Annotated in this window: 19 protein-coding genes and 1 pseudogene; 11 read left to right on the forward strand and 9 right to left on the reverse strand. The window is 63.7% G+C overall.

Translation table 11 applies throughout. The features are described 5' to 3' along the window. Nucleotides 1-353: hypothetical protein (locus ACTJLC_RS21335; RefSeq protein ID WP_440845103.1), on the forward strand; the 353-nt coding region annotated here is incomplete at its 5' end. 971 nt (nucleotides 354-1,324) lie between these two features. On the opposite strand, the pseudogene ACTJLC_RS21340 reads toward ACTJLC_RS21335, so the two are convergent. After that, nucleotides 1,325-1,617, reverse strand: a pseudogene (locus ACTJLC_RS21340) (DNA ligase-associated DEXH box helicase); the annotation flags it as partial. A 61-nt stretch (nucleotides 1,618-1,678) separates the two neighbouring features. On the opposite strand from ACTJLC_RS21340, the gene ACTJLC_RS21345 reads away from it, so the two are divergent. Next, nucleotides 1,679-2,629, forward strand: coding sequence for a carbon-nitrogen hydrolase family protein (locus ACTJLC_RS21345; RefSeq protein WP_244746110.1), 951 nt, complete (start codon nucleotides 1,679-1,681; stop codon nucleotides 2,627-2,629). A gap of 341 nt (nucleotides 2,630-2,970) precedes the next feature. Here the strand turns inward: ACTJLC_RS21345 and ACTJLC_RS21350 are convergent, their stop codons facing one another. Then, nucleotides 2,971-4,260 (reverse strand): NRAMP family divalent metal transporter, encoded by a 1,290-nt coding sequence (locus tag ACTJLC_RS21350; protein WP_073430219.1) that lies wholly within the window; start codon nucleotides 4,258-4,260, stop codon nucleotides 2,971-2,973. A gap of 251 nt (nucleotides 4,261-4,511) precedes the next feature. Between ACTJLC_RS21350 and ACTJLC_RS21355 the strand changes: the two genes are divergently transcribed. From ACTJLC_RS21355 to ACTJLC_RS21375, 5 genes are all read left to right on the forward strand, one after another. Continuing rightward, nucleotides 4,512-4,862: an FKBP-type peptidyl-prolyl cis-trans isomerase gene (locus ACTJLC_RS21355; RefSeq protein WP_176035791.1), complete on the forward strand. Its 351-nt coding sequence runs from the start codon at nucleotides 4,512-4,514 to the stop codon at nucleotides 4,860-4,862. Nucleotides 4,863-5,273: 411 nt separating this feature from the next. Then, the gene (locus ACTJLC_RS21360; protein WP_073430218.1) at nucleotides 5,274-6,347 is read left to right on the forward strand and encodes a DUF6765 family protein; all 1,074 of its coding nucleotides are present in this window, start codon (nucleotides 5,274-5,276) and stop codon (nucleotides 6,345-6,347) included. Between the two features lie 300 nt (nucleotides 6,348-6,647). Then, nucleotides 6,648-6,986 carry a hypothetical protein gene (locus ACTJLC_RS21365; RefSeq protein ID WP_073430217.1) on the forward strand — a complete coding sequence of 113 codons (339 nt, stop codon included), beginning with the start codon at nucleotides 6,648-6,650 and terminating at the stop codon, nucleotides 6,984-6,986. Between the two features lie 211 nt (nucleotides 6,987-7,197). Then, the gene (locus tag ACTJLC_RS21370) at nucleotides 7,198-8,040 is read left to right on the forward strand and encodes an H-NS family nucleoid-associated regulatory protein (RefSeq protein WP_073430216.1); all 843 of its coding nucleotides are present in this window, start codon (nucleotides 7,198-7,200) and stop codon (nucleotides 8,038-8,040) included. A 22-nt stretch (nucleotides 8,041-8,062) separates the two neighbouring features. Further along, on the forward strand, nucleotides 8,063-8,545 hold the full coding sequence (locus ACTJLC_RS21375) for a hypothetical protein (RefSeq protein WP_073430215.1): 483 nt from the start codon (nucleotides 8,063-8,065) through the stop codon (nucleotides 8,543-8,545). 12 nt (nucleotides 8,546-8,557) lie between these two features. On the opposite strand, the gene ACTJLC_RS21380 is transcribed toward ACTJLC_RS21375, so the two are convergent. The 4 genes from ACTJLC_RS21380 to ACTJLC_RS21395 all read right to left on the reverse strand — a co-directional run bounded on the left by ACTJLC_RS21380 (nucleotide 8,558) and on the right by ACTJLC_RS21395 (nucleotide 12,235). Next, nucleotides 8,558-9,445 carry a DUF72 domain-containing protein gene (locus ACTJLC_RS21380; RefSeq protein WP_310129462.1) on the reverse strand — a complete coding sequence of 296 codons (888 nt, stop codon included), beginning with the start codon at nucleotides 9,443-9,445 and terminating at the stop codon, nucleotides 8,558-8,560. Nucleotides 9,446-9,549: 104 nt separating this feature from the next. After that, the gene (locus ACTJLC_RS21385; RefSeq protein WP_073430213.1) at nucleotides 9,550-10,101 is read right to left on the reverse strand and encodes a hypothetical protein; all 552 of its coding nucleotides are present in this window, start codon (nucleotides 10,099-10,101) and stop codon (nucleotides 9,550-9,552) included. A gap of 56 nt (nucleotides 10,102-10,157) precedes the next feature. Continuing rightward, nucleotides 10,158-10,811, reverse strand: coding sequence for a response regulator (locus ACTJLC_RS21390; protein WP_073430212.1), 654 nt, complete (start codon nucleotides 10,809-10,811; stop codon nucleotides 10,158-10,160). Continuing rightward, nucleotides 10,808-12,235, reverse strand: a complete 1,428-nt coding sequence (locus ACTJLC_RS21395) for a cache domain-containing protein (protein ID WP_073430211.1) — start codon at nucleotides 12,233-12,235, stop codon at nucleotides 10,808-10,810. The genes ACTJLC_RS21390 and ACTJLC_RS21395 overlap by 4 nt, the downstream gene beginning before the upstream one ends. 195 nt (nucleotides 12,236-12,430) lie before the next feature. Between ACTJLC_RS21395 and ACTJLC_RS21400 the strand changes: the two genes are divergently transcribed. Together ACTJLC_RS21400 and mctP are read left to right on the forward strand one after the other, a co-directional pair. Continuing rightward, nucleotides 12,431-12,628 (forward strand): DUF3311 domain-containing protein, encoded by a 198-nt coding sequence (locus ACTJLC_RS21400; protein WP_073430210.1) that lies wholly within the window; start codon nucleotides 12,431-12,433, stop codon nucleotides 12,626-12,628. Continuing rightward, nucleotides 12,625-14,106, forward strand: coding sequence for a monocarboxylate uptake permease MctP (gene mctP / locus ACTJLC_RS21405; RefSeq protein ID WP_073430209.1), 1,482 nt, complete (start codon nucleotides 12,625-12,627; stop codon nucleotides 14,104-14,106). The genes ACTJLC_RS21400 and mctP overlap by 4 nt, the downstream gene beginning before the upstream one ends. Nucleotides 14,107-14,174: 68 nt before the next feature. Here the strand turns inward: mctP and ACTJLC_RS21410 are convergent, their stop codons facing one another. After that, nucleotides 14,175-14,405 (reverse strand): tautomerase family protein, encoded by a 231-nt coding sequence (locus ACTJLC_RS21410; RefSeq protein ID WP_073430208.1) that lies wholly within the window; start codon nucleotides 14,403-14,405, stop codon nucleotides 14,175-14,177. Between the two features lie 78 nt (nucleotides 14,406-14,483). Next, nucleotides 14,484-15,194 carry an SDR family NAD(P)-dependent oxidoreductase gene (locus ACTJLC_RS21415; RefSeq protein ID WP_073430207.1) on the reverse strand — a complete coding sequence of 237 codons (711 nt, stop codon included), beginning with the start codon at nucleotides 15,192-15,194 and terminating at the stop codon, nucleotides 14,484-14,486. Between the two features lie 314 nt (nucleotides 15,195-15,508). On the opposite strand from ACTJLC_RS21415, the gene ACTJLC_RS21420 reads away from it, so the two are divergent. Continuing rightward, complete coding sequence (locus ACTJLC_RS21420; protein WP_244745958.1) at nucleotides 15,509-16,420, forward strand: LysR family transcriptional regulator; 912 nt, start codon at nucleotides 15,509-15,511, stop codon at nucleotides 16,418-16,420. Between the two features lie 82 nt (nucleotides 16,421-16,502). Beyond that, nucleotides 16,503-17,603: an NAD(P)H-dependent flavin oxidoreductase gene (locus ACTJLC_RS21425; RefSeq protein WP_073430205.1), complete on the forward strand. Its 1,101-nt coding sequence runs from the start codon at nucleotides 16,503-16,505 to the stop codon at nucleotides 17,601-17,603. Between the two features lie 28 nt (nucleotides 17,604-17,631). Here the strand turns inward: ACTJLC_RS21425 and ACTJLC_RS21430 are convergent, their stop codons facing one another. Further along, nucleotides 17,632-18,402 (reverse strand): hypothetical protein, encoded by a 771-nt coding sequence (locus tag ACTJLC_RS21430; protein WP_440845056.1) that lies wholly within the window; start codon nucleotides 18,400-18,402, stop codon nucleotides 17,632-17,634. Nucleotides 18,403-18,501 lie beyond the last annotated feature (99 nt).

Raw genomic sequence — 18,501 nt, forward strand, 5'->3', positions numbered from 1 at the left:
ACAGGAAGTGGTGGGGTTGGGGGTGGTGGGAGTGGGGGTGGTGGGAGTGGGGGTGGTGGGAGTGGGGGTGGTGGGACTGGGAGTGGCGGGACTGGAAGTGGCGGGACGGGGAGTGGCGGGACTGGAAGTGGCGGGACTGGGACTGGTGGGACTGGGAGTGGCGGGACTGGGAGTGGCGGGACTGGGAGTGGTGGGACTGGAAGTGGCGGGACTGGAAGTGGCGGGACTGGAAGTGGCGGGACTGGAAGTGGCGGGACTGGAAGTGGTGGCACTGGGAGTGGTGGGACTGGAAGTGGTGGGACTGGGAGTGGCGGGACTGGGAGTGGTGGCACTGGCAGTGGAGGAACAGGTAGCGGAGGGGATGGCGGCAGCGGTCATGGCGGCAGCGGTCATGGTGGTGGCGGTCATGGCGGCGGTGGCCAAGGTGGTGGCCAAGGCGGTGGTGGCCAAGGCGGCGGCGGTCATGGCGGTGGTGGTCATGGCGGCGGTGGCCAAGGTGGTGGTGGTCAAGGTGGTGGTGGCCAAGGCGGTGGTGGCCAAGGTGGTGGTGGTCAAGGTGGTGGTGGCCAAGGCGGTGGTGGCCAAGGCGGCGGCGGTCATGGCGGCGGTGGCCAAGGTGGTGGTGGTCAAGGTGGCGGCGGTCATGGCGGTGGTGGTCATGGCGGTGGTAGTCATGGCGGGGGTGGCCAAGGTGGTGGTGGTCAAGGCGGCGGTGGCCAAGGTGGTGGAGGTCAAGGCGGTGGTGGTCAAGGCGGCGGCGGTCATGGCGGTGGTGGTCAAGGCGGCGGTGGCCAAGGTGGCGGTGGCCAAGGTGGTGGCGGTCATGGCGGTGGTGGCCAAGGCGGTGGTGGCCAAGGCGGCGGAGGCCAAGGTGGTGGCGGTCAAGGCGGCGGCGGTCAAGGCGGCGGCGGTCAAGGCGGCGGTGGCCAAGGCGGCGGTCATGGCAGCGCTGGCCAAGGCGGTGGCAGTCAAGGCGGTGGCAGTCAAGGTAGCGGTGGCCAAGGCGGTGGTGGCCAGGGCAGCAGCGGTCAAGGCGGCGGTGGTCACGCCGGTGGCCAAGGCGGCAGCGGTCAAGGCAACGGCGGTCAAGGCCAAGGCGGTGGCTTCGGCCGTGGCGGCGGCTTCGGCGGCGGCGTCGGCGGCGGTGGCCGCGGCCACTAACGCGGCGCCCGCAAAAATGCGGACAGGCTTCGGGCGGCCGGGCAACCGGCCTCCCGTTCCGACGTCGGGCCCAAGCGCACACCTGCCGGGCCGCTCACAGCAAACGAGCCGACAGCAACAAATCAGACACACGCACGACAACGCAGCGCCGGATCGAAGATCGCGCAAACGGTGTCGGGTTTTTGGGCCGCGTAATGACCACGCGGCTCGCGTTCATGCGTTTGCGCGCAGTACGAATGCGCCGGGCGTCGAGTTCCTGCAACAGCACTTCCGCATCGGCCTGATCGAGCAGCGGATTGCCGCTATCGTGATTGCGGAAGATCTCATGGAAAAGACCCCTCGACGCCTGCAATTGCCGCGCGCTTTTCTGCTGTGCGGGATGCTCCCGAAACACCCGCCCCGAACGCGCGCAATCGCGCGAAAGCGCCGCATCGAGAGTTCGGACGAGTCGACGCTGGTGGATGTCTTCTGGACCCGCGGACCCGGTACCCTGGCACTAACGCGCGCCACGGTGTCCGTGTTTAAATGCCGAGGCTTCGCTCGCCGCTCTCGAAAGCTGACAGTCAGAAGCGGGCGCATACGCAATGGTCCATTCATAACGGAGTTCGCGTTGAATAACAAACAGGCATCGTTGCCGCAAACGTCGTTGCGAATCGCGGCGGCCCAGGCTCAACCCGTTTCGGGCGACGTCACCGCCAACATCGCAAGAACGGTCGAACTGACCCGCCTCGCCGCCGATCACGGCGCGAAGCTGGTGGTATTCCCCGAGAAATTCCTGAGCGGATATGAGCCCGACCTGATTGCCGGCGATCCAACGAACTATGCATTCGATGCACACGATGCCCGGCTCGAACCGATTCGCAAGGTGTGCCGTCAGCGGGAGATTGCCGTCGTCGTCGGCGCGGCCACGCGCGGCGCGGACGGGCTTCGTATTTCCTCGCTGGTGTTCAACCGTCGCGGCGAGCAGATCGAGCCTTATCACAAGCAATACCTCTACCGTAGCGAGACGGAAATCTACCGGCCGGGCACGCACGGCGGCATGCTCGAACTCGACGGCTGGCGCCTCGCACTCGGCGTGTGCTACGACTCCGGCTTTCCGGAACATGCCCGGCTTGCCGCGCTCAACGGCGCGCACGCTTACCTGGTGAGCGCGCTCTTTAGCGTCAAGAGCGGTTATCACCAGTCACGCATCTGGTTTCCGGCGCGTGCCTTCGACAACACCGTGTACGTGCTCATGTCGAATCACGTCGGCACGACCGGCGGCTGGTCGACGTGCGGTTCGAGCGCGATCTGGAGCCCGTACGGCGATGTGCTGACCGAGGCGGGCCGCGAGCGCGACGAAGTCATCACCGCGCTACTCGATCCGGCCGTGCTGACCGACGTTCGTGCGCGCGAGACGGTACTGGCCGACTTCAACGCGCGAGGCGATGCGATGGCGGGCGACTACGTGGTGCAGAGCCTCGATTGATCGCGCCGACAGCTTGCGTCGATTACCGCGCCAACGCGCCAACGCGCCAACGCGCCAACGAGCCCAACGCGCCAACGAGCCCAACGAGCCCAACGAGCCCAACGAGCCCAACGAGCCCAACGAGCCCAACGAGCCCAACGAGCCCAACGAGCCCAACGAGCCCAACGAGCCCAACGAGCCCAACGAGCCCAACGCGCCCAACGCGCCCAACAAGCCCAACAAGCCCAACAAGCCCAACAAGCCCAACAAGCCCAACAAGCCCAACAAGCCCAACGAGCCCAACAAGCCCAACAAGCCCAACGAGCCCAACGAGCCCAACGCGGCGACCAAACCGCACCGAGTCAATCCGGCCACACAACGCCGAGCGCGGCCAGCGCCATTGCGACGGTCGCGGTCCACCCCATCCAGCGCAACCAGCCGGTCACCGCGAATTGCCCCATCACCTTGCTGCTGCCCGCCATCAACATCACCAGGGCCATGATCGGCACGGCCGCGATTCCGTTGATCACCGCGCTCCAGTACAACGCCTTGATCGGATCGAGATGCATGAACGTGAGCGCGATGCCGCCGAGAATCGCCAAGGCGATCACGCCGTAGAACTGTTTCGCCAGATTCACCTGCAAAGCGAGGCTGTTCTTCCATCGCATCGTGCCCGCTGCCGCGTAGGCGGCGGACCCCGCGAGTACCGGCAAAGCCAGCAGACCCGTGCCGATGATCCCGACACTGAATAGCGCGAAGGCCAGATCGCCGGCGATCGGCTTGAGCGCAGTGGCGGCGTCGGCGGTCGTTTTCACCTCGACGTGATGCACGTTCAGCGTGGCGGCCGCCGCCAGCATGATGAAGAACGCCACGCCATTCGAAACGGCCATGCCGACCCATGTGTCCAGGTTGATCCGCTTCAGTTGCACCGACGCCTGCATCGGCGCGCGCAATAGCGGACGCTGTGCGGGCTCCGAGCGAATCTCCTCGACTTCCTGCGAGGCCTGCCAGAAGAACAGGTAAGGGCTGATCGTGGTGCCGAGTACCGCGATCACGGTGGTGAGATAGTCGCCGGACCATTGGATCGGCGGCTTGACGATGCTCAGGCCGACCGTCTTCCAGTCGATCGGAATCACGAAAACGATCGCGACGTAGGCGAACAGCACGAGCGTCAGCCACTTCAGAATGCCGGAGTAACGCTCGTACGAAATGAAGACCTGCATCAACAAGGACACCGTGCCGAACAACGCGACATACAGTTGAACCGGCCCGCCTATCACCAGTGTCGCGGCTGCTGCCATTGCCGCGAGGTCGGCGGCGATGTTGATGATGTTCGCGGTCAGCAGGATCAGTACCGCGAGATATAACAGCGGGGCAGGGTAGTGGCGGCGCAGGTTCGTGGCGAGCCCACTGCCCGTCACGCGTCCCATCCTCGCGCAGACCAACTGGATCGACGCCATGAGCGGGTAGGTGATCAGCAGCGTCCATAACAACCCGTAGCCGAATTGCGCGCCGGCTTGCGAGTAGGTGCCGATGCCGCTGGGGTCGTCGTCCGCGGCGCCGGTGATGAGGCCCGGGCCGAGCCGCCTCATCCACGAACGCTCGGCGCGGTCCTCGACGACGAGTTCCGGTTCCATGTTGTCAGTGGTCATGTGTTATCCGCACGTGAAGAGAGCCGTCCCGAACGCCGTATGAATCGCATGCGAGCGAGTCAGCATTCTTCGTGCCACTTCCGCGGCGTTCAATTGCAACGGGATGTGTGATTGCTTGCGTCGCCGCGCGGCGCTGGGCAACATGTCATCCGCTACAATGACCCGCACTTTCCACCTGGAGACTCGCTTTGAAATTCGCCTTGAAATCTGTCGGTGCCCTGGTTGCCGCGGCTGTTCTTTCTTCCACGGCAATGGCCGCTGCTCCCACCACCGAGAAATTGCCTTCCGGCGTGGTCGTCGAACATCTCACGCAGGGCACGGGCGCGCAGCCGGCCGCCGACTCGGTCGTGAAGGTCAGCTACCGTGGCACGCTCGCCAACGGCACCGAGTTCGACAGCTCCGCGAAGCACGGCGGCCCCGCAACGTTTCCGCTCAATCGCGTGATTCCGTGCTGGACGCAAGGCGTGCAGAAGATGAAGGTCGGCGGCAAGGCCAAGCTGACCTGCCCGGCGGCGACCGCTTACGGTGAACGCGGCGTCGGTCCGATTCCGCCGAACAGCGATCTGACTTTCGAAGTCGAACTGGTCGGCATCGAAAAGTAAAAGCGCGCAACGCGCAAGGAACAAGCCCCGCTGTGAAGATCGCAGCGGGGCTTTTTGTTGGAAAAGACCGTCTGGGCGTTTTGATCCGGCAAGCGCGAAAAGCGTCGACAATACCGTTTTGCATGACGTTTCGCATGACGAATGCCTGCAAGAAAGAAAACGTGATCAAGCAAACGGACCGTGCAAGAAGATAAACGCCGGTCATTCAATGTCCGTTTGTCGCGAGTCTTCTCGTTCATGCGAGAGAAGAGGCGTTCAGCGTCTGGAGAGGCATCGGCGGCGAGTTCTTTAAAGACCCGCCGCGCCCGGTCGTTTACTACGTGCTCATGCTCATGCGCCGCCGCTCCAGCGCGGCTCACCGCGCAGCCGATAAACCCCGCTGTCATTCCCCGCGCTTCAGGAGCGCCCGTCATGAATATCGACTTTCACTATGGGGTGGTCTACATCGTCGCCCGTGTTGGCGGCATGACGGCTCGCGAGGCGCTCACGGTGGCGCACGCGTGCCAGTATGTCGACGACGCCACCACCACGGGAATACTGCGCTTTGCGGGCGGCGAGACCTTCGAGCGTTTTGCCACTGCGCACAGGTTATTCGACTACGCCAATACCGAGGACGACCAGAACCGGCTGGTATGGACGCCGTTTCATTTTCTGCCGGCCGGTGAAGGAGAAACGCTGCACGAAAAAGCCGTGTGCCGGCCGGACAGCGCAATCGCGCGCGAGGTAGTGCGGCGCGCGATCCGGCAGCGAGACGCCGATACGGGTTTACATCGACTCGGTGTGACGCTTCACACGTATGTCGATACCTGGGCGCATCAGGGCTTCGCGGGCATCGAAAGTCCGGCGAACCGGGTGAGTTCGCTGGTAGCGGAAGATTGCACGCACGAAGGCTGGCTTGCCCGCCTGGGCCGCGCCACTCGGCATCTGATCGAGCATATCGAGGAGGACGTGCTGACGATCGCGCTGCCTGTCGGTCACGGCGCGGCCTTGCACTATCCTGACCAGCCGTGGGCAAAATGGCATTACGTCGACGGCAGGAACATTCGCGTTGAAAGACACAATTTGCCGGAGTTCATGCAGGCGGCTGAAATGAGTTGCCGCGCGGTGCGTGCCCATGTAGCGGGCCGGGAAGATTTCGACACGCAGCCCGGCCTGCCGCATGACGTGAAAGAGGCGCTCACGCGCCTGCTCGACACCAACCGGCATGGGGACGACAACGAACGCTTGTTGACCATTTGCGCGGCGGTGGAAGCCGGCGCCATTCCCGGCCTGAAGGAGTCGATTCCGAACTATGTGCCCAAGGGCCCCGGCTCGTGGAAATACAAAGCCACTGGCTTGAAATCGCACGATGATACCGGCGAGCGCCCTCGCTGGACGGCAGCGTTCGAGAAAAGCGATTACCGGTTATTTCACGACGCAGTCAAACAACATCGCTTCGTGACCACTCAAGAGATTCTGCCGGATCACGGACTACGGATCGCGTAAACGCCGCCGGCGGCGTCCGGTTATTCGGCTATTGAGTCTCGCTTGCTGATATTGCGCCGTCTGCTCTTACATCGGGTTCTTTGGGTTTAAGGCGTTTCCGGCGCGCGAAATCCGTCGCCGCCGGGCGGCCGGTTTCTCCTTCCGATAGCGTTTCTTTCAGTTCTTTCCCCGCGCGGGCCCATCGAAACAATAAAAAAAGTACTATGGCCCTGTGAATCTCCGAATGCTTGCCTATAGTAGAAGCGGCTATTGCCGCCGGGTGGCGGGCGGGTTCTTTCATGTGGGTGACGGGGAATGCAAATGACGCGCTCGAATGCTGTGATCTATCAGCCCCAGGCTTGCACGCCGGAATCGTTGCGAATACTTGCGCGCTATCTCGAACTGGCGCTCGACGAAGGCGAAAGTGTGATCCTCATGCGGATCGGCACGCAGGTGCGCAGCGTTTATGTCGGCGATCCGTCCGGCGCATTGGAGGACCTGACGGACCACGGCGTCGTGGCCGCTTTCCAGGCCGATGAGATGCTGGCGTTGACGCGCCTCGGACTCAACCGGATAACCGCCGACGATCAGCAGTACCGCTTCATGCGTAGCGTGAGGTACATCGCCGATCGCCAGGCCGTCGTTTTTACGCCGACGTAAGTGGGTCGAAGAATTGGAAAGGAGAAGAAGGCACGGGAGGAAAGACACGGGAAAGACAAAATCAATGCGGCGATTTCGTAGTGAGCTCGAAAGATTCGCACTGCACCCAATGCGTAATCGATTAAGACGTGTGTCTTTATAGTCGCAGGATCTGCCTTTCTCTCGCCATTCGTGGCATAGTTCGATCGATTACCACATAAGGAGCAATCAAATGCCCACGTTAGATCAAATCCAGGCGAAGCTAAGGAAGCTCCAGGCGCAAGCCGATGTCCTTATTGCCAGGAAAGCACAAATCGCAGTCGACCAGATTCGCGACCTGATGCTCAAGCACGGCCTGACTACCGCCGATATCGAAGCGGGCGCGAAAGCGAGGCGCGCCGCGAAAGCGCTGAATGGACATGCAGGAAACGGCAAGGCAAAAGCCGCCGTCTCGGGCAAGCCGAAGTACCGCGACCCCAAGACCGGTGCGACCTGGACCGGCCACGGCCGCGCACCGGGCTGGATCTCCGGCGTGAAAGACCGTACTCAATTCCTGGTCGAGGGCGCGAGCGAATCCACTTCCGCGGTCAAGAGCCCGGTCACTCGAGCGAAGCGCGGCAAAGGTCAGCCAAAAGGCGCGCAACCTCCCAAGTATCTGAACCCGAAAACCGGCGCTACCTGGAGCGGACGTGGCCCGGCGCCTGCATGGCTGGCAACCGTCAAGGACCGCAGCAAATTCCTGATCGGTGGTGCAACGGCGGCGAGCGACGCAAGCAAACCGAAATCGGCGGCCGCCAGCGGCGCAGCGAGCAAGAAAGCCGCGGCAAAGAAGGCTGTCGCTTCGAGAAAGACCGCGGCAAAGAAGGCAACTTCGGCAACCTCGGCAACCCGGAAAGTCGCGGTAAAAAAACGCGCCGTCAAACCCGCCGCGAAGAAGCTCACCGCAACCAAAGCAGCCACGAAGCGGTCGGCCAGGGCAGCAGGCAAGGCGCCTAAAACCGCCGCTAGCGGCAAGGCCGGTGCGGCGAGCGTTGCCGCAGCGCCGCAAAGCTCGACGGTGCAAGCCAGCGCGTAAGCGCATCGGAGTCGTGAAGCCGATGACCAGTATCGAACTACCCCAGCAGGAAGATCACGTCGTCCTGCTGGACTCCGTTCCTCATCCGGCGGCGGATGCCGCCGAGCCTTTCATCGTTGCCAGCGACCGGCGGGTGATTCTGGCTTATCCGATCGCCGAATCCGACTTCGAACGCTTCGGGCCATTCGATCCCGACGACGATCCGTTTTGCGCGGTGCTATTTCCAGACACTGCGTTTCATCGTTTGGGTCCGCCCGGCGATAGCGATCTCGGCATTCATCCGCTTGCGTCGCAAGGTTTGGCCGGGTACTCGGTTCACGAGGTTATCGCTTCGTCGCTGGCCGCCGAAATTGCAGCGGTCGCTTCGGCGGAACTCGCGCGGCGCCATTTCGTGCTCACGTTTCAGGCGTCGACGTTCGAATGCGTGGCGTCGGACTACACCGTGGTCGGCGTATATGGCGCGGGTGAAATCGCCATTCGGGAAGCGTTCTCGCTGGTTCGCTGAGGGCGGTAAACGCTAGGCTTTCGCCAGAAGACTCATTAGGCGCTTCGCGTCGAATGGCGCCTGAACTTTCTTGTCGTTGTCGAAATAGCAGAACACATCCCGGCTTTTGCGCAGCGGCGCCGGTGCGGGTGAGAACCGTTGCGCGTCGTCCGGTTCTTTTCCCGCGGCCCATGTTGCTATTCTGCTGGCCCAACGTTCGAGCGCCGGATCGGCGTACTGTCCGCCGTAAAGCGTTTCCGTGCCGTGCAAGCGGATGTAGATGAAGTCCGCCGTCACGTCCTCGGTATAGGGCCATTCGGCGACGGAATCGGAAATCACACCGGCCACCCGATGCTTGCGCAGCAGCGCCGGAAAGTCGGGCGTGCAAAAGCTCGGATGGCGAATCTCTATGGCGTGCCGCAAGCGCCGTTTGCGTTCAACTACGCAATAAGGCGTCTTTACACGGGCGTCGTGCTGACGCGCCAGCGCCGCGGCCGACTCCGTATCGCGAGGAAGCAACGCGAAGAATCGTTCGAGCCGTTCGGCATCGAACTTGAAGTTCGGCGGGAATTGCCAAAGGAACGGGCCGAGCTTTTCTTTTAACGCCAGCACGCCGGAAGCGAAAAAGTTGGCAATGGCCGGCCGCGCGGTTTCGTCGCGAAAGCGCAGCATATGCGTGAGATAACGCGGTCCCTTGACGCTGAAAACAAACTCGGCGGGCGTGGCTTCGTACCAGCTCCGATAACTGTTCAAGCTTTGCAGCGAGTAATGCGAGCCGTTTATTTCGATCGTCTCGACCTCGCGCGAAGCAAAGTCCAATTCTCTCGCCTGCTTGAGATCTTCCGGGTAAAAGACGCCGCGCCAGCCTTCATAACGCCAGCCGGAAATGCCGATGCGTACATGGACGGACTTCTTTCTCACACTAAGCGTGCCTCGCTGAACCCGTGTCTTTTGCTGCGTAGCAAGGCGCGGTCCTGACAATGGCGACGCGTAATGGCGTGGGTGACTAGCGATCCGGCTGTGAGCTAGTTGCCGGGATCGAGCACCGGCCTGTCCGGCTCCGAAAGCGTCCTGTAGGGCAATCGCGCCGCGCGCGGGTTCTTCGTCGTGTTGTCGATCACGCGCTCCACGTCCGCGGTTTTTGCGAGTTCCGCGAGAAAGGCGCGTTTGTCGAAGCCAGGCGCAACGCAGCCCTCCACGTAGATGAAGCGGCGTTGCAACGTCAGCCACAGCGTCGATTGTTCGCGCCAATGCGTGGCGAAATTGATGTTCGTGAGACGGCGTTGCACGGCCTCCACGATTTCCTTGTCGTACAGGTACGCGTTCGGCAAACGGCAGCGGCCCTCCACCCAGCAGCTATTGCCGCGTTCGATCCGGTAATGGCTGTCGTCGAGCCATTCCTTTTCGGTTTCGAGCGGGCCCAACGGCACAGGACATTCGCCGATCGCTTGCGAAATCTGAAAGAACGGGTCGTGGCCGCGGTTGATGCGCGGTTCTTCCGCATCGGCATGCGCGATCGGCAGCGCGGCCAAGCAGATCAGCAGGCTCGCCAGCCGCATCGGGATCAGGCGTTTCATCGTCGTCCGCTCCGGTTAGGGGGCTTGCCGATTATGCGGCGATTGCGGTGCGGGACTCAAGATCCACGATGCGTGCGCCGGTTCTCCACCGCGAACTTGATCAGTTCCGCCTGACCTTCGATATCGAGCTTGCGTTTCAGATTCAGCCGATGCGTTTCCACCGTGCGCACCGACAGATCATTGCGCTGGGCGATCTGCTTGCTCGACAGCCCTTCCGCGAGCGCGTCGAGAATATCGCGCTCGCGCGGCGTGAGCCGTTCAATCGGCGCTTGCATCGCGGACGCCTGGATCAGACGCGCACCGAGCCCCGCGCTGAAGAACTGCTTGCCGTCGAGCACCGCGCCGATCGCCTGAATGATCTCGGTGGCGGGGGAGTCCTTCAGCACATAGCCGCTGGCGCCCGCGCGCACCGCCTGGGTCACGTATTCGAGGTTGTCGTGCATCGAGAGCATCAGCACGCGAATGGCCGGGAAGCGTTCATGAAACATGCCGGCCAATGCGATGCCGTTCATGCCGTTCATGCCCACGTCCATCAGCACGAGGTGCGGCTCGCAACTGGCGGCGAGCGCGAGCGCTTCCTGCGCATTGCCCGCCTCGCCGACGATTTCGATGTTGCGCACCGCTTCGAGCCGGGCGCGCAAACCGTCGCGCACGAGCGGATGATCGTCGACGAGAATCAGACGGGCGACGGCGGGTGGGGTGTCGTTCATGATCGAATATCCTGCAAGGCCGGCGATTGCGGCTCGTTTCGAGGCTCGCCCGTTCCGAGCGGCACGCGGGCGGTGACGAGGGTATGGCGGGGCTGCGAACTGAGCGACAGGTTGCCGCCGAGCGCTTCGAGCCGCTCGCGCATGTTGCGCAGACCCACGCCCGAGCGCCGGCCGACGAAGGCATGCGTGACGTCGAAGCCGCGGCCGTCGTCCGCGATCGAGAGCGTGACGGCGTCGTTCGAGATTTCTAGCGCCATCGCCGCGCTCGACGCCTGCGCGTGGCGCACGATGTTGGTCAGCGCTTCCTGCGCGATACGGAACAGCACGGTGTTGACCGCTTCGGGCAACACCGCTGCATGGGTGTGCGTGATTTGCGTGAAGCCGATTTCGATGCCCGACTGCTCGCTCAGTTCGCGCGTGAGCTGTTCCAATGCGGCCGCGACGCCGAGGTCGTCGAGCATCGACGGACGCAGCGCATGGGAAATGCGGCGCACCTCGCGCAAGGTGTCGCCGAGCCGCGCGAGACTGGTCGACAGTGCGGCTTCCGCGGCGGGCACGCGCGTTTCGCTGCGCTCGAAACGCGCGAGCGCCGATTCGAGCAGCAGCTTCACGGAGACCATCATCTGGCTGATGCCGTCGTGCAGTTCACGCGACAAACGCGCCCGTTCGTTTTCCTGCGACTCCACCACCTGCCGCGCGAGCCGCTTCAATTTGGCATCGGCGCTGCGGTATTCGGTGAAGTTGAGCACGAGCGCGCACAGCGCGATTACCGCGAGCCCCGCCACGGCGATCGCGTCGATCCACATCATCGTGCGATCGATGTTGGCCGCAGCTTCCCGGTCGATGCGCGCCAGCGCGAGATCCACGTCGTCGAGATAGATGCCGGTGCCGATCATCCAGCCCCAGCGTTCGAGCGGCACCACGTAGCCGAGCTTCGAGGCGAGCTTGCCCGTCGACGGACGATGCCACATGTAGCGCACATAGCCGCCGCCGCGCGAGGCTGCGGCGAGCAGACGCTGGATGGTCGGCGTGCCTTGCGGATCGCGCAACTCCGAAAGATCGCGGCCCACCAGGTTCGGCTCGCGCGGATGCATCAGCGAGCGGCCATGCATGTCGTAGACGAAGAAATAGCCGTCGCGGCCGAAGTCCATGCTTTCCAGAACGTCGAGCGCGCGCGTGCGCAGCAAGGCATCGTCGCGCGCATTGTCGTGGGCGGCCTCGTAGAGCGGCGCGATCGCGGTGGTCGCCAGTTCGACGTAATGCTTGAGTTCGACTTCCTTGCTCGCCATGTACGCGGCCTGGGTGGTCGCGTGCTGGGTCCTGGCGAGTTCGACCGCCTCATGGCGAACGCCGCTTTCGATGCTCGCGATGGCCGCCAGGAAGGGCACGATCGCCAGCAGGACAATCTTGGCTTTGAGTTTCATCGTAGAAAAGACGGCCGACGGGCTACGTAGTATCACGTAGCGGGCTTACGTAGTTGCGCGCTTGTGACGACGCTCACGAAGGCGAATACTACATCCCCACGGCGTCCCGCGCCTTGCGGCGAAGCCGCCGCGTGTTCCGCGCGCCCGGCCACGAGTCATGGCGCGCGCTTTCAATAATAGACATCAGGAGATGTTGTGGAGACATCCAGACCCGCCGGCCGCTCATGGCTATGGCTCATCCTTCTGCTTCCGTACGTCGCGCTGTTGTGGCTGCCGTTCTATAACGACACGCGTCCCTCGTTCGCGGGCTTCCCGTTCTTCTACTGGTATCAGTTCCTGTGGGTGCCGTTGACCTCGCTGCTGATTTACGTCGTGTATCGAGGTGCCAAATGAGCGATCTGAATCCTGTGAATCCGGTTGCGATGACCGTCTTTATCGCGTTCTTCGTTCTCGTCACCGTGATCGGCTTTTTCGCCGCGCGCTGGAAGCGGGGCGACCTGACGCAATTGCACGAGTGGGGCCTGGGTGGCCGCCAGTTCGGCACGGTGATCTCGTGGTTCCTCGTGGGCGGCGACTTCTATACCGCCTACACCGTGATCGCGGTGCCCGCGCTGGTGTATTCGGTGGGCGCATACGGCTTCTTCGCGTTGCCGTACACGATCATCGTCTATCCGTTCGTGTTCGCGGTGATGCCGAAGCTGTGGAAGATCGCGCATGCGAAAAACCACATCACGGCCGCCGACTACGTGCAGGGCGAATACGGCGGCAAGTGGTTCCCGGCGGCGGTGGCGATCACCGGCATTGTCGCGACGATGCCGTATATCGCGCTGCAACTGGTGGGCATGCAGGTCGTGATCAAGGGGCTCGGCGTGAGCGGCGAAATGCCGTTGATCGTGGCCTTCGTGATTCTCGCGCTCTACACGTATGCGAGCGGCCTGCGGGCGCCGGCGATGATCGCGTTCGTGAAGGACATCATGATCTATATCGTGGTGATCGCCGCGGTGTGGCTGATTCCGGCGAAGCTCGGCGGCTACGCGCACGTGTTCGACGCGGCCGATACGTACTTCAAGGCCAAGGGCGGCGCGACCGGCATCATTCTGAAGCCGGCGCAATTCACCGCTTATGCGTCGCTGGCGTTGGGCTCGGCGCTGGCCGCGTTCATGTATCCGCATACGATGACGGCGGTGTTGTCGTCCTCGTCGGCGAATACGGTGCGCAAGAATGCGATTTTCCTGCCGGCCTATACGTTGCTGCTCGGTCTGATCGCGCTGCTCGGCTACATGGCGATCGCGGCCGGCGTGCATGTGAAATCGGCTTCGGACATGGTGCCGGCGTTGTTCAATACGCTGTTCCCGTCGTGGTTCGTCGGCTTCGCGGCCGCGGCCATCGCGATCAGCGCGCTGGTGCCGGCGGCGATCATGTCGATCGGCGCGGCGAATCTGTTCACGCGCAATTTGTGGCGTCCGCTGGTCTCGCCGAATATCACGCCCCAAGCCGAAGCGGCCAACGCGAAGATCGTGTCGCTGGTCGTGAAGTTCGGCGCGCTGCTGTTCATCGTCTTCCTGCCGACGCAGTATGCGATCGATCTGCAATTGCTCGGCGGCGTGTGGATCCTGCAGATTTTCCCGGCGATCGTGTTCTCGTTGTACACGCGGCGCTTGAATACGCCGGGCCTGTTCATGGGCTGGCTCGTCGGCATCGTGCTCGGCAGCGGCCTCGCGATCTCGCAAGGACTCAAGCCGGTGTTCGCATTGCATCTCGGCGACGCGGTCTATCCGGTCTATATCGGCTTGATCGCGCTGGCGGCGAATGTGGTCGTGAGTTTCGCCGTGTCGGTTTTGTCGCCGCGTAGAGTGGCGGTCACTGCCTGATTGTCTTGCCTTGTTTGGTGTTGCCCGGCCGGCGCCGCGGGTTCTCTCCGCGGCGCCGGTCAACCTTTCTACTTCAAGCCGCGCTGCTTTCGATATTCGTCGACCGGCAGCCCGCCCCATCCCCAGTTCTCCTTCTCCACCTCTTCGATGACGACGAACGTCGCCTCCAGCGGCTTGTTCAACACGTCGAGCAGTAGCTGGCTCACTCCCTCGATGAGTTGCGCCTTTTCATTCGCCGTGACGGAATCGGCGCCCGGTTTCGTGCCCTCGCGGGTCACCTGAATCGTGACGATCGGCATGGTGTTCTCCTGGTTCGTGGCTCGGAATGGGACGCCGGCTGGCGGCGCCCGGTCGAATCAATCGCGCTGCATGCAAGCTCAATGGCCGGCGCTTTGACCGCCATCCACATGCAGGATTTCGCCCGTGACGAACGGCGCGGAATCCAGATACACGATGGCGTTCACGATATCGCTCATCTCGCCCATGTGGCCGACAGGATGCAGCGCGCCCAACGCCGCGTGCGTCTCGGGCGCGTGCATCGGCGATTTGATGATGCCGGGGGCCACGGCGTTGGCGCGAATGCCGCGTTTCGCGTATTCGATCGCGAGCGATTTCGTCGCCGCGTTCAGTCCGCCCTTGGTCAGCGAGGCGAGTACCGACGGCACGCCGTCGATCGCGTGATCGGCGAGCGCCGTCGTGATCGTGACGATATGCCCGCTCGACTGCTTCTCCATTTCGGCGATGGCCAACTGCGTGATGTGGAAGAAGCCGGCGAGGTTCACGCCTGTCACCGCGGCGTAGTCCTCGGCGGTATAGGACGTGAAGGGCTTCGCGACGAATATGCCGGCGTTGTTGACCAGCGTGTCGATGCGGCCGAAGCGCGCCACGCCTTCGCGGATCACGCGGCGAGCGGTGTCGGGGTCGGCGATGTCGCCGGCCACGGTGACGATGTTGGAATCGTCCGACGGTTTGATGCTGCGCGCGGTGGCGACCACGCGGTGGCCGCGCTCGCGGAATGCCTTGACGACCTCCGCGCCAATGCCTTGCGACGCACCGGTAACGACGACGACTTTTTGTGAGTTGCTCATGATCCATCTCCGAAAATGTTGAATCGGCTTTCCTGCCGATCGGGCCAGCGGCTCCGATAGGTGCCCAATCTAGGCGCATTCGCGTGAAGTTCGAATACCCGGCGCGGACAAACACTTGTGACGGACGGGAACAAATGAGGCGGGGCGGGACACGCGGCGGATGAGGGGGCGCGGCAGGTGTGGACGGGCAGAGCCGGCACGCTGGAACGTAACCGGAAGCGCGTCGTATCATGCGGTACTCCGCAGAGCTCGCAGCCAGGTCCTGCTTCGCACTTCGCGCGAGACCGATACCGCACCCACGTCCTTAAGAGACCATGCAGCGTCAGTTTGACGACCTTCTTCTCGGCAGCATCGAACTGTTCTGCCTTGCGGCGGAACTGGGCAGCTTCACGAGCGCGGCCGCCGCCGCGAGCGTCACGCCGGCGGCGGTGAGCCGCTCGGTGGCACGGCTCGAAAAGCGCCTCGGCGCGCGGCTGTTCGTCCGCACGACCCGGCAGATTCGCCTCACCGATCTCGGCAGGCGCTACTTCGAGCAATGCCGCGAGGCGCTTCGGCAACTCGCGGATGCGGAGCGGGAAGCGACCGGGCAACAGGCCACCCCTGCAGGCGTGCTGCGCATCAGCATGCCGACGCCCTACGGCCATTACCGGGTTCTGCCGTTGCTGGCTGAGTTTCGCGCGCGCTATCCGCAAGTCACGGTCGAAACGCACCTCAGCAACCGCAACATCGACTTCGCGGACGAAGGCTTCGACCTCGCCATCCGCGGACGCGCGCCGCAGGATTCGGGGCTGATCGCGCGCAAGATCGAGGATGCGGAACTGGTGGTGGTGGCATCGCCCGGCTATCTGCGCACCGCGGGCAAGCTGAAAGTGCTGGACGATCTGCTCAATCACGATTGCATTCAATACGAGTTGCCGAGCAGCGGCCGCAACCTGCCGTGGCAGTTCATTCGCGACGGCGAGAGCGTCGAGATGGTCACGCGCGGAAACTATGGATCGTCGGGCGACGTGCTCGCGGGCGTGACGTTGGCGCGTCACGGCGCGGGCCTGTTTCAGACCTATCGGTTCGTGGTCGAGAAGGACCTTGCGGACGGCACGCTGAAGGAACTGCTCATCCCCTACGGCGGGGCTTCGCGGCCGTTCATTCTGCTTTATCCGCACGCGCGGCATCTCACGTCGCGTGTACGCTGCTTCGTCGATTTCCTGATGGAGCGGCTGCAAGCGTAGCGCATCACCGGTTATCGAACGCGGCGCATCGCGGCTCACGGTGCCGGTATTGACGACAAGCTCATTTCGAAGAGGACGAGACATGACGATTCACACTGACAACCGGTCGCTGCTGCGCATACTGGGCATCGACAAGCCGATCATTCAGGCGCCGATGGCCGGCGTGAGCACGCCCGCGCTCGCGGCGGCCGTGTCGAATGCGGGCGGCCTCGGGTCGCTCGGCGTCGGCGCCATGAACGCCGAGGGCGCGCGCAAGGTGATCCGCGAGACGCGCGCGCTGACGGCGAAGCCCTTCAACATCAACGTGTTCTGTCACCAGCCGGCCATGGCCGATGCGAGCGTGGAGCGGCAATGGTTGAACTGGCTCGCGCCGCACTTCGAGCAGTACGGAGCCACGCCGCCGTCGTCGTTATCGGAGATCTACACGAGCTTCCTGGTGGACGCCGCCATGCTCCAGGTTTTTCTCGACGAAAAGCCCGCGGTGGTCAGCTTCCATTTCGGTTTGCCATCGGCTGAAGTCATCGCGGCGCTGAAGCAGGCTGGGATCAAGCTGCTCGCCTCGGCGACGAATCCGCAAGAAGCCGCGCAGGTTGCAGCCGCGGGCGTCGACGCGATCGTCGCGCAAGGTATCGAGGCGGGCGGACATCGCGGTGTGTTCGATCAGGATGCGCCCGACGACCGGCTGGGCACGTTTGCATTGACGCGGCTGCTGGTCAGGGAATTCGATCTGCCGGTGATCGCCGCGGGCGGCATCATGGACGGCGCGGGCATCGCCGCCGCGCTCGCGCTGGGCGCGCAGGCCGCGCAACTCGGCACCGCGTTTGTCGCGTGCCCCGAAACCTCGATCGACGAAGGCTACCGCCGCGCCCTGCTCGGCGAGCCGGCTCGCCACACCATGTTCACCACGGCCATTTCCGGGCGTCTCGCGCGCGGCATGGTGAACCGGTTCACGGAACTCGGCGACGACCCACGTTCACCGAGGCCGCCCGCGTATCCGATCGCATACGACGCGGGAAAGGCGCTGCATGCGGCAGCCAAGGCCAAGGGCGAATTCGGCTACGGTGCGCAGTGGGCGGGGCAGGCTGCGGCGCTCGCCAAGTCGTTGCCCGCAGCGGAACTGTTTGCCGAGCTGGAGCGCGAGTTGAAGGAAAGCGTGAGGCAGTTGGCGCAGTGGGCGGGCTAACGCGCGACATGTCCTGCCATTCACGCGCTCACTTCGTGCCGGGCTGATTCGGCGGCGGCAATGCCGGATCGAGTTTGGACGATTCCCGGACGAGTTGATCCGTCAACGCGGCCGCAACCGGATTCGGACCGCGGCGGGACCGATCGTCACGGACGAGAGGCGGCGCCGACGGCGACGGCGGCGGCAATGAAGGATCGAGTTTCGCCGACTCCTTGACGAGCTGATCCGTGAATGAGGACGCCACCGCGTTCGATCCTGGGTTCTGCCGGCTCGTGTTGTCACGCGCGCGTGCGCTGGGCGGCACGCTGCCCGGCTTCGCGGCGACGGAGGCCGAAGCCTCGACCGGCGCCGGTGCCGGCGCTCGCGCGAGTTCCTGACGCGGCTGTGTCTTGGGCTGCGGCGCTTGCACGGGGCGCTTTGCTGACAAATCGGTTTCAGGCGCGATGCTACCGACCTGCGACTGCGACTGCGACTGCGACTGCGACTGCGACTGCGTCGGGGCGCGGGCCGCGATGTCCTTGGACGGCGCTGGCTGCATCGTGCGTGCGGCGTTGTTCGTGGCTGGCGCGGGCTGCACCGTGCGGGCCGCAGTGTCCACGCCTGACGCGGGCTGCGCCGTGCCGGCCACGCTTCCCGCGGTGATATGCGTGCCGTCCAGTCGGGAGCCGGCCGTTGCCGTGGTGGCGGTGGCGTCGGCGGGCGGCGCCGACTGGTCTTCGTTGTGTGTCAGGAAGTAAGCGCCGAACGCGACCTCTGCAAGCACCAACGCAACCACCAATACTTTTCCGGTATTCCTCATATTAACCAACGGGTCGTTCAGGCAAATTCAATGCGCCCATGATAACCATTTGCCCGCCGCGAACGTCAACGCTGGTTTGTAACGTGACGTTGCAGCGGC

It is taken from the genome of Paraburkholderia sp. 22099, assembly GCF_052045835.1.
GTDB classification, from domain to species: Bacteria; Pseudomonadota; Gammaproteobacteria; order Burkholderiales; family Burkholderiaceae; genus Paraburkholderia; species Paraburkholderia terricola.

Excerpts from the sequence above, each read along its gene's own strand:
- ACTJLC_RS21420 (WP_244745958.1), top strand. The coding sequence starts at position 15,509 with ATGCAGCGTCAGTTTGACGACCTTCTTCTCGGCAGCATCGAACTGTTC.
- ACTJLC_RS21425 (WP_073430205.1), top strand. The coding sequence starts at position 16,503 with ATGACGATTCACACTGACAACCGGTCGCTGCTGCGCATACTGGGCATC.
- ACTJLC_RS21360 (WP_073430218.1), top strand. The coding sequence starts at position 5,274 with ATGAATATCGACTTTCACTATGGGGTGGTCTACATCGTCGCCCGTGTT.
- ACTJLC_RS21395 (WP_073430211.1), bottom strand. The coding sequence starts at position 12,235 with ATGAAACTCAAAGCCAAGATTGTCCTGCTGGCGATCGTGCCCTTCCTG.
- ACTJLC_RS21385 (WP_073430213.1), bottom strand. The coding sequence starts at position 10,101 with ATGAAACGCCTGATCCCGATGCGGCTGGCGAGCCTGCTGATCTGCTTG.
- ACTJLC_RS21370 (WP_073430216.1), top strand. The coding sequence starts at position 7,198 with ATGCCCACGTTAGATCAAATCCAGGCGAAGCTAAGGAAGCTCCAGGCG.
- mctP (WP_073430209.1), top strand. The coding sequence starts at position 12,625 with ATGAGCGATCTGAATCCTGTGAATCCGGTTGCGATGACCGTCTTTATC.
- ACTJLC_RS21355 (WP_176035791.1), top strand. The coding sequence starts at position 4,512 with ATGGCCGCTGCTCCCACCACCGAGAAATTGCCTTCCGGCGTGGTCGTC.
- ACTJLC_RS21410 (WP_073430208.1), bottom strand. The coding sequence starts at position 14,405 with ATGCCGATCGTCACGATTCAGGTGACCCGCGAGGGCACGAAACCGGGC.
- ACTJLC_RS21365 (WP_073430217.1), top strand. The coding sequence starts at position 6,648 with ATGACGCGCTCGAATGCTGTGATCTATCAGCCCCAGGCTTGCACGCCG.
- ACTJLC_RS21390 (WP_073430212.1), bottom strand. The coding sequence starts at position 10,811 with ATGAACGACACCCCACCCGCCGTCGCCCGTCTGATTCTCGTCGACGAT.
- ACTJLC_RS21375 (WP_073430215.1), top strand. The coding sequence starts at position 8,063 with ATGACCAGTATCGAACTACCCCAGCAGGAAGATCACGTCGTCCTGCTG.
- ACTJLC_RS21430 (WP_440845056.1), bottom strand. The coding sequence starts at position 18,402 with ATGAGGAATACCGGAAAAGTATTGGTGGTTGCGTTGGTGCTTGCAGAG.
- ACTJLC_RS21350 (WP_073430219.1), bottom strand. The coding sequence starts at position 4,260 with ATGACCACTGACAACATGGAACCGGAACTCGTCGTCGAGGACCGCGCC.
- ACTJLC_RS21415 (WP_073430207.1), bottom strand. The coding sequence starts at position 15,194 with ATGAGCAACTCACAAAAAGTCGTCGTCGTTACCGGTGCGTCGCAAGGC.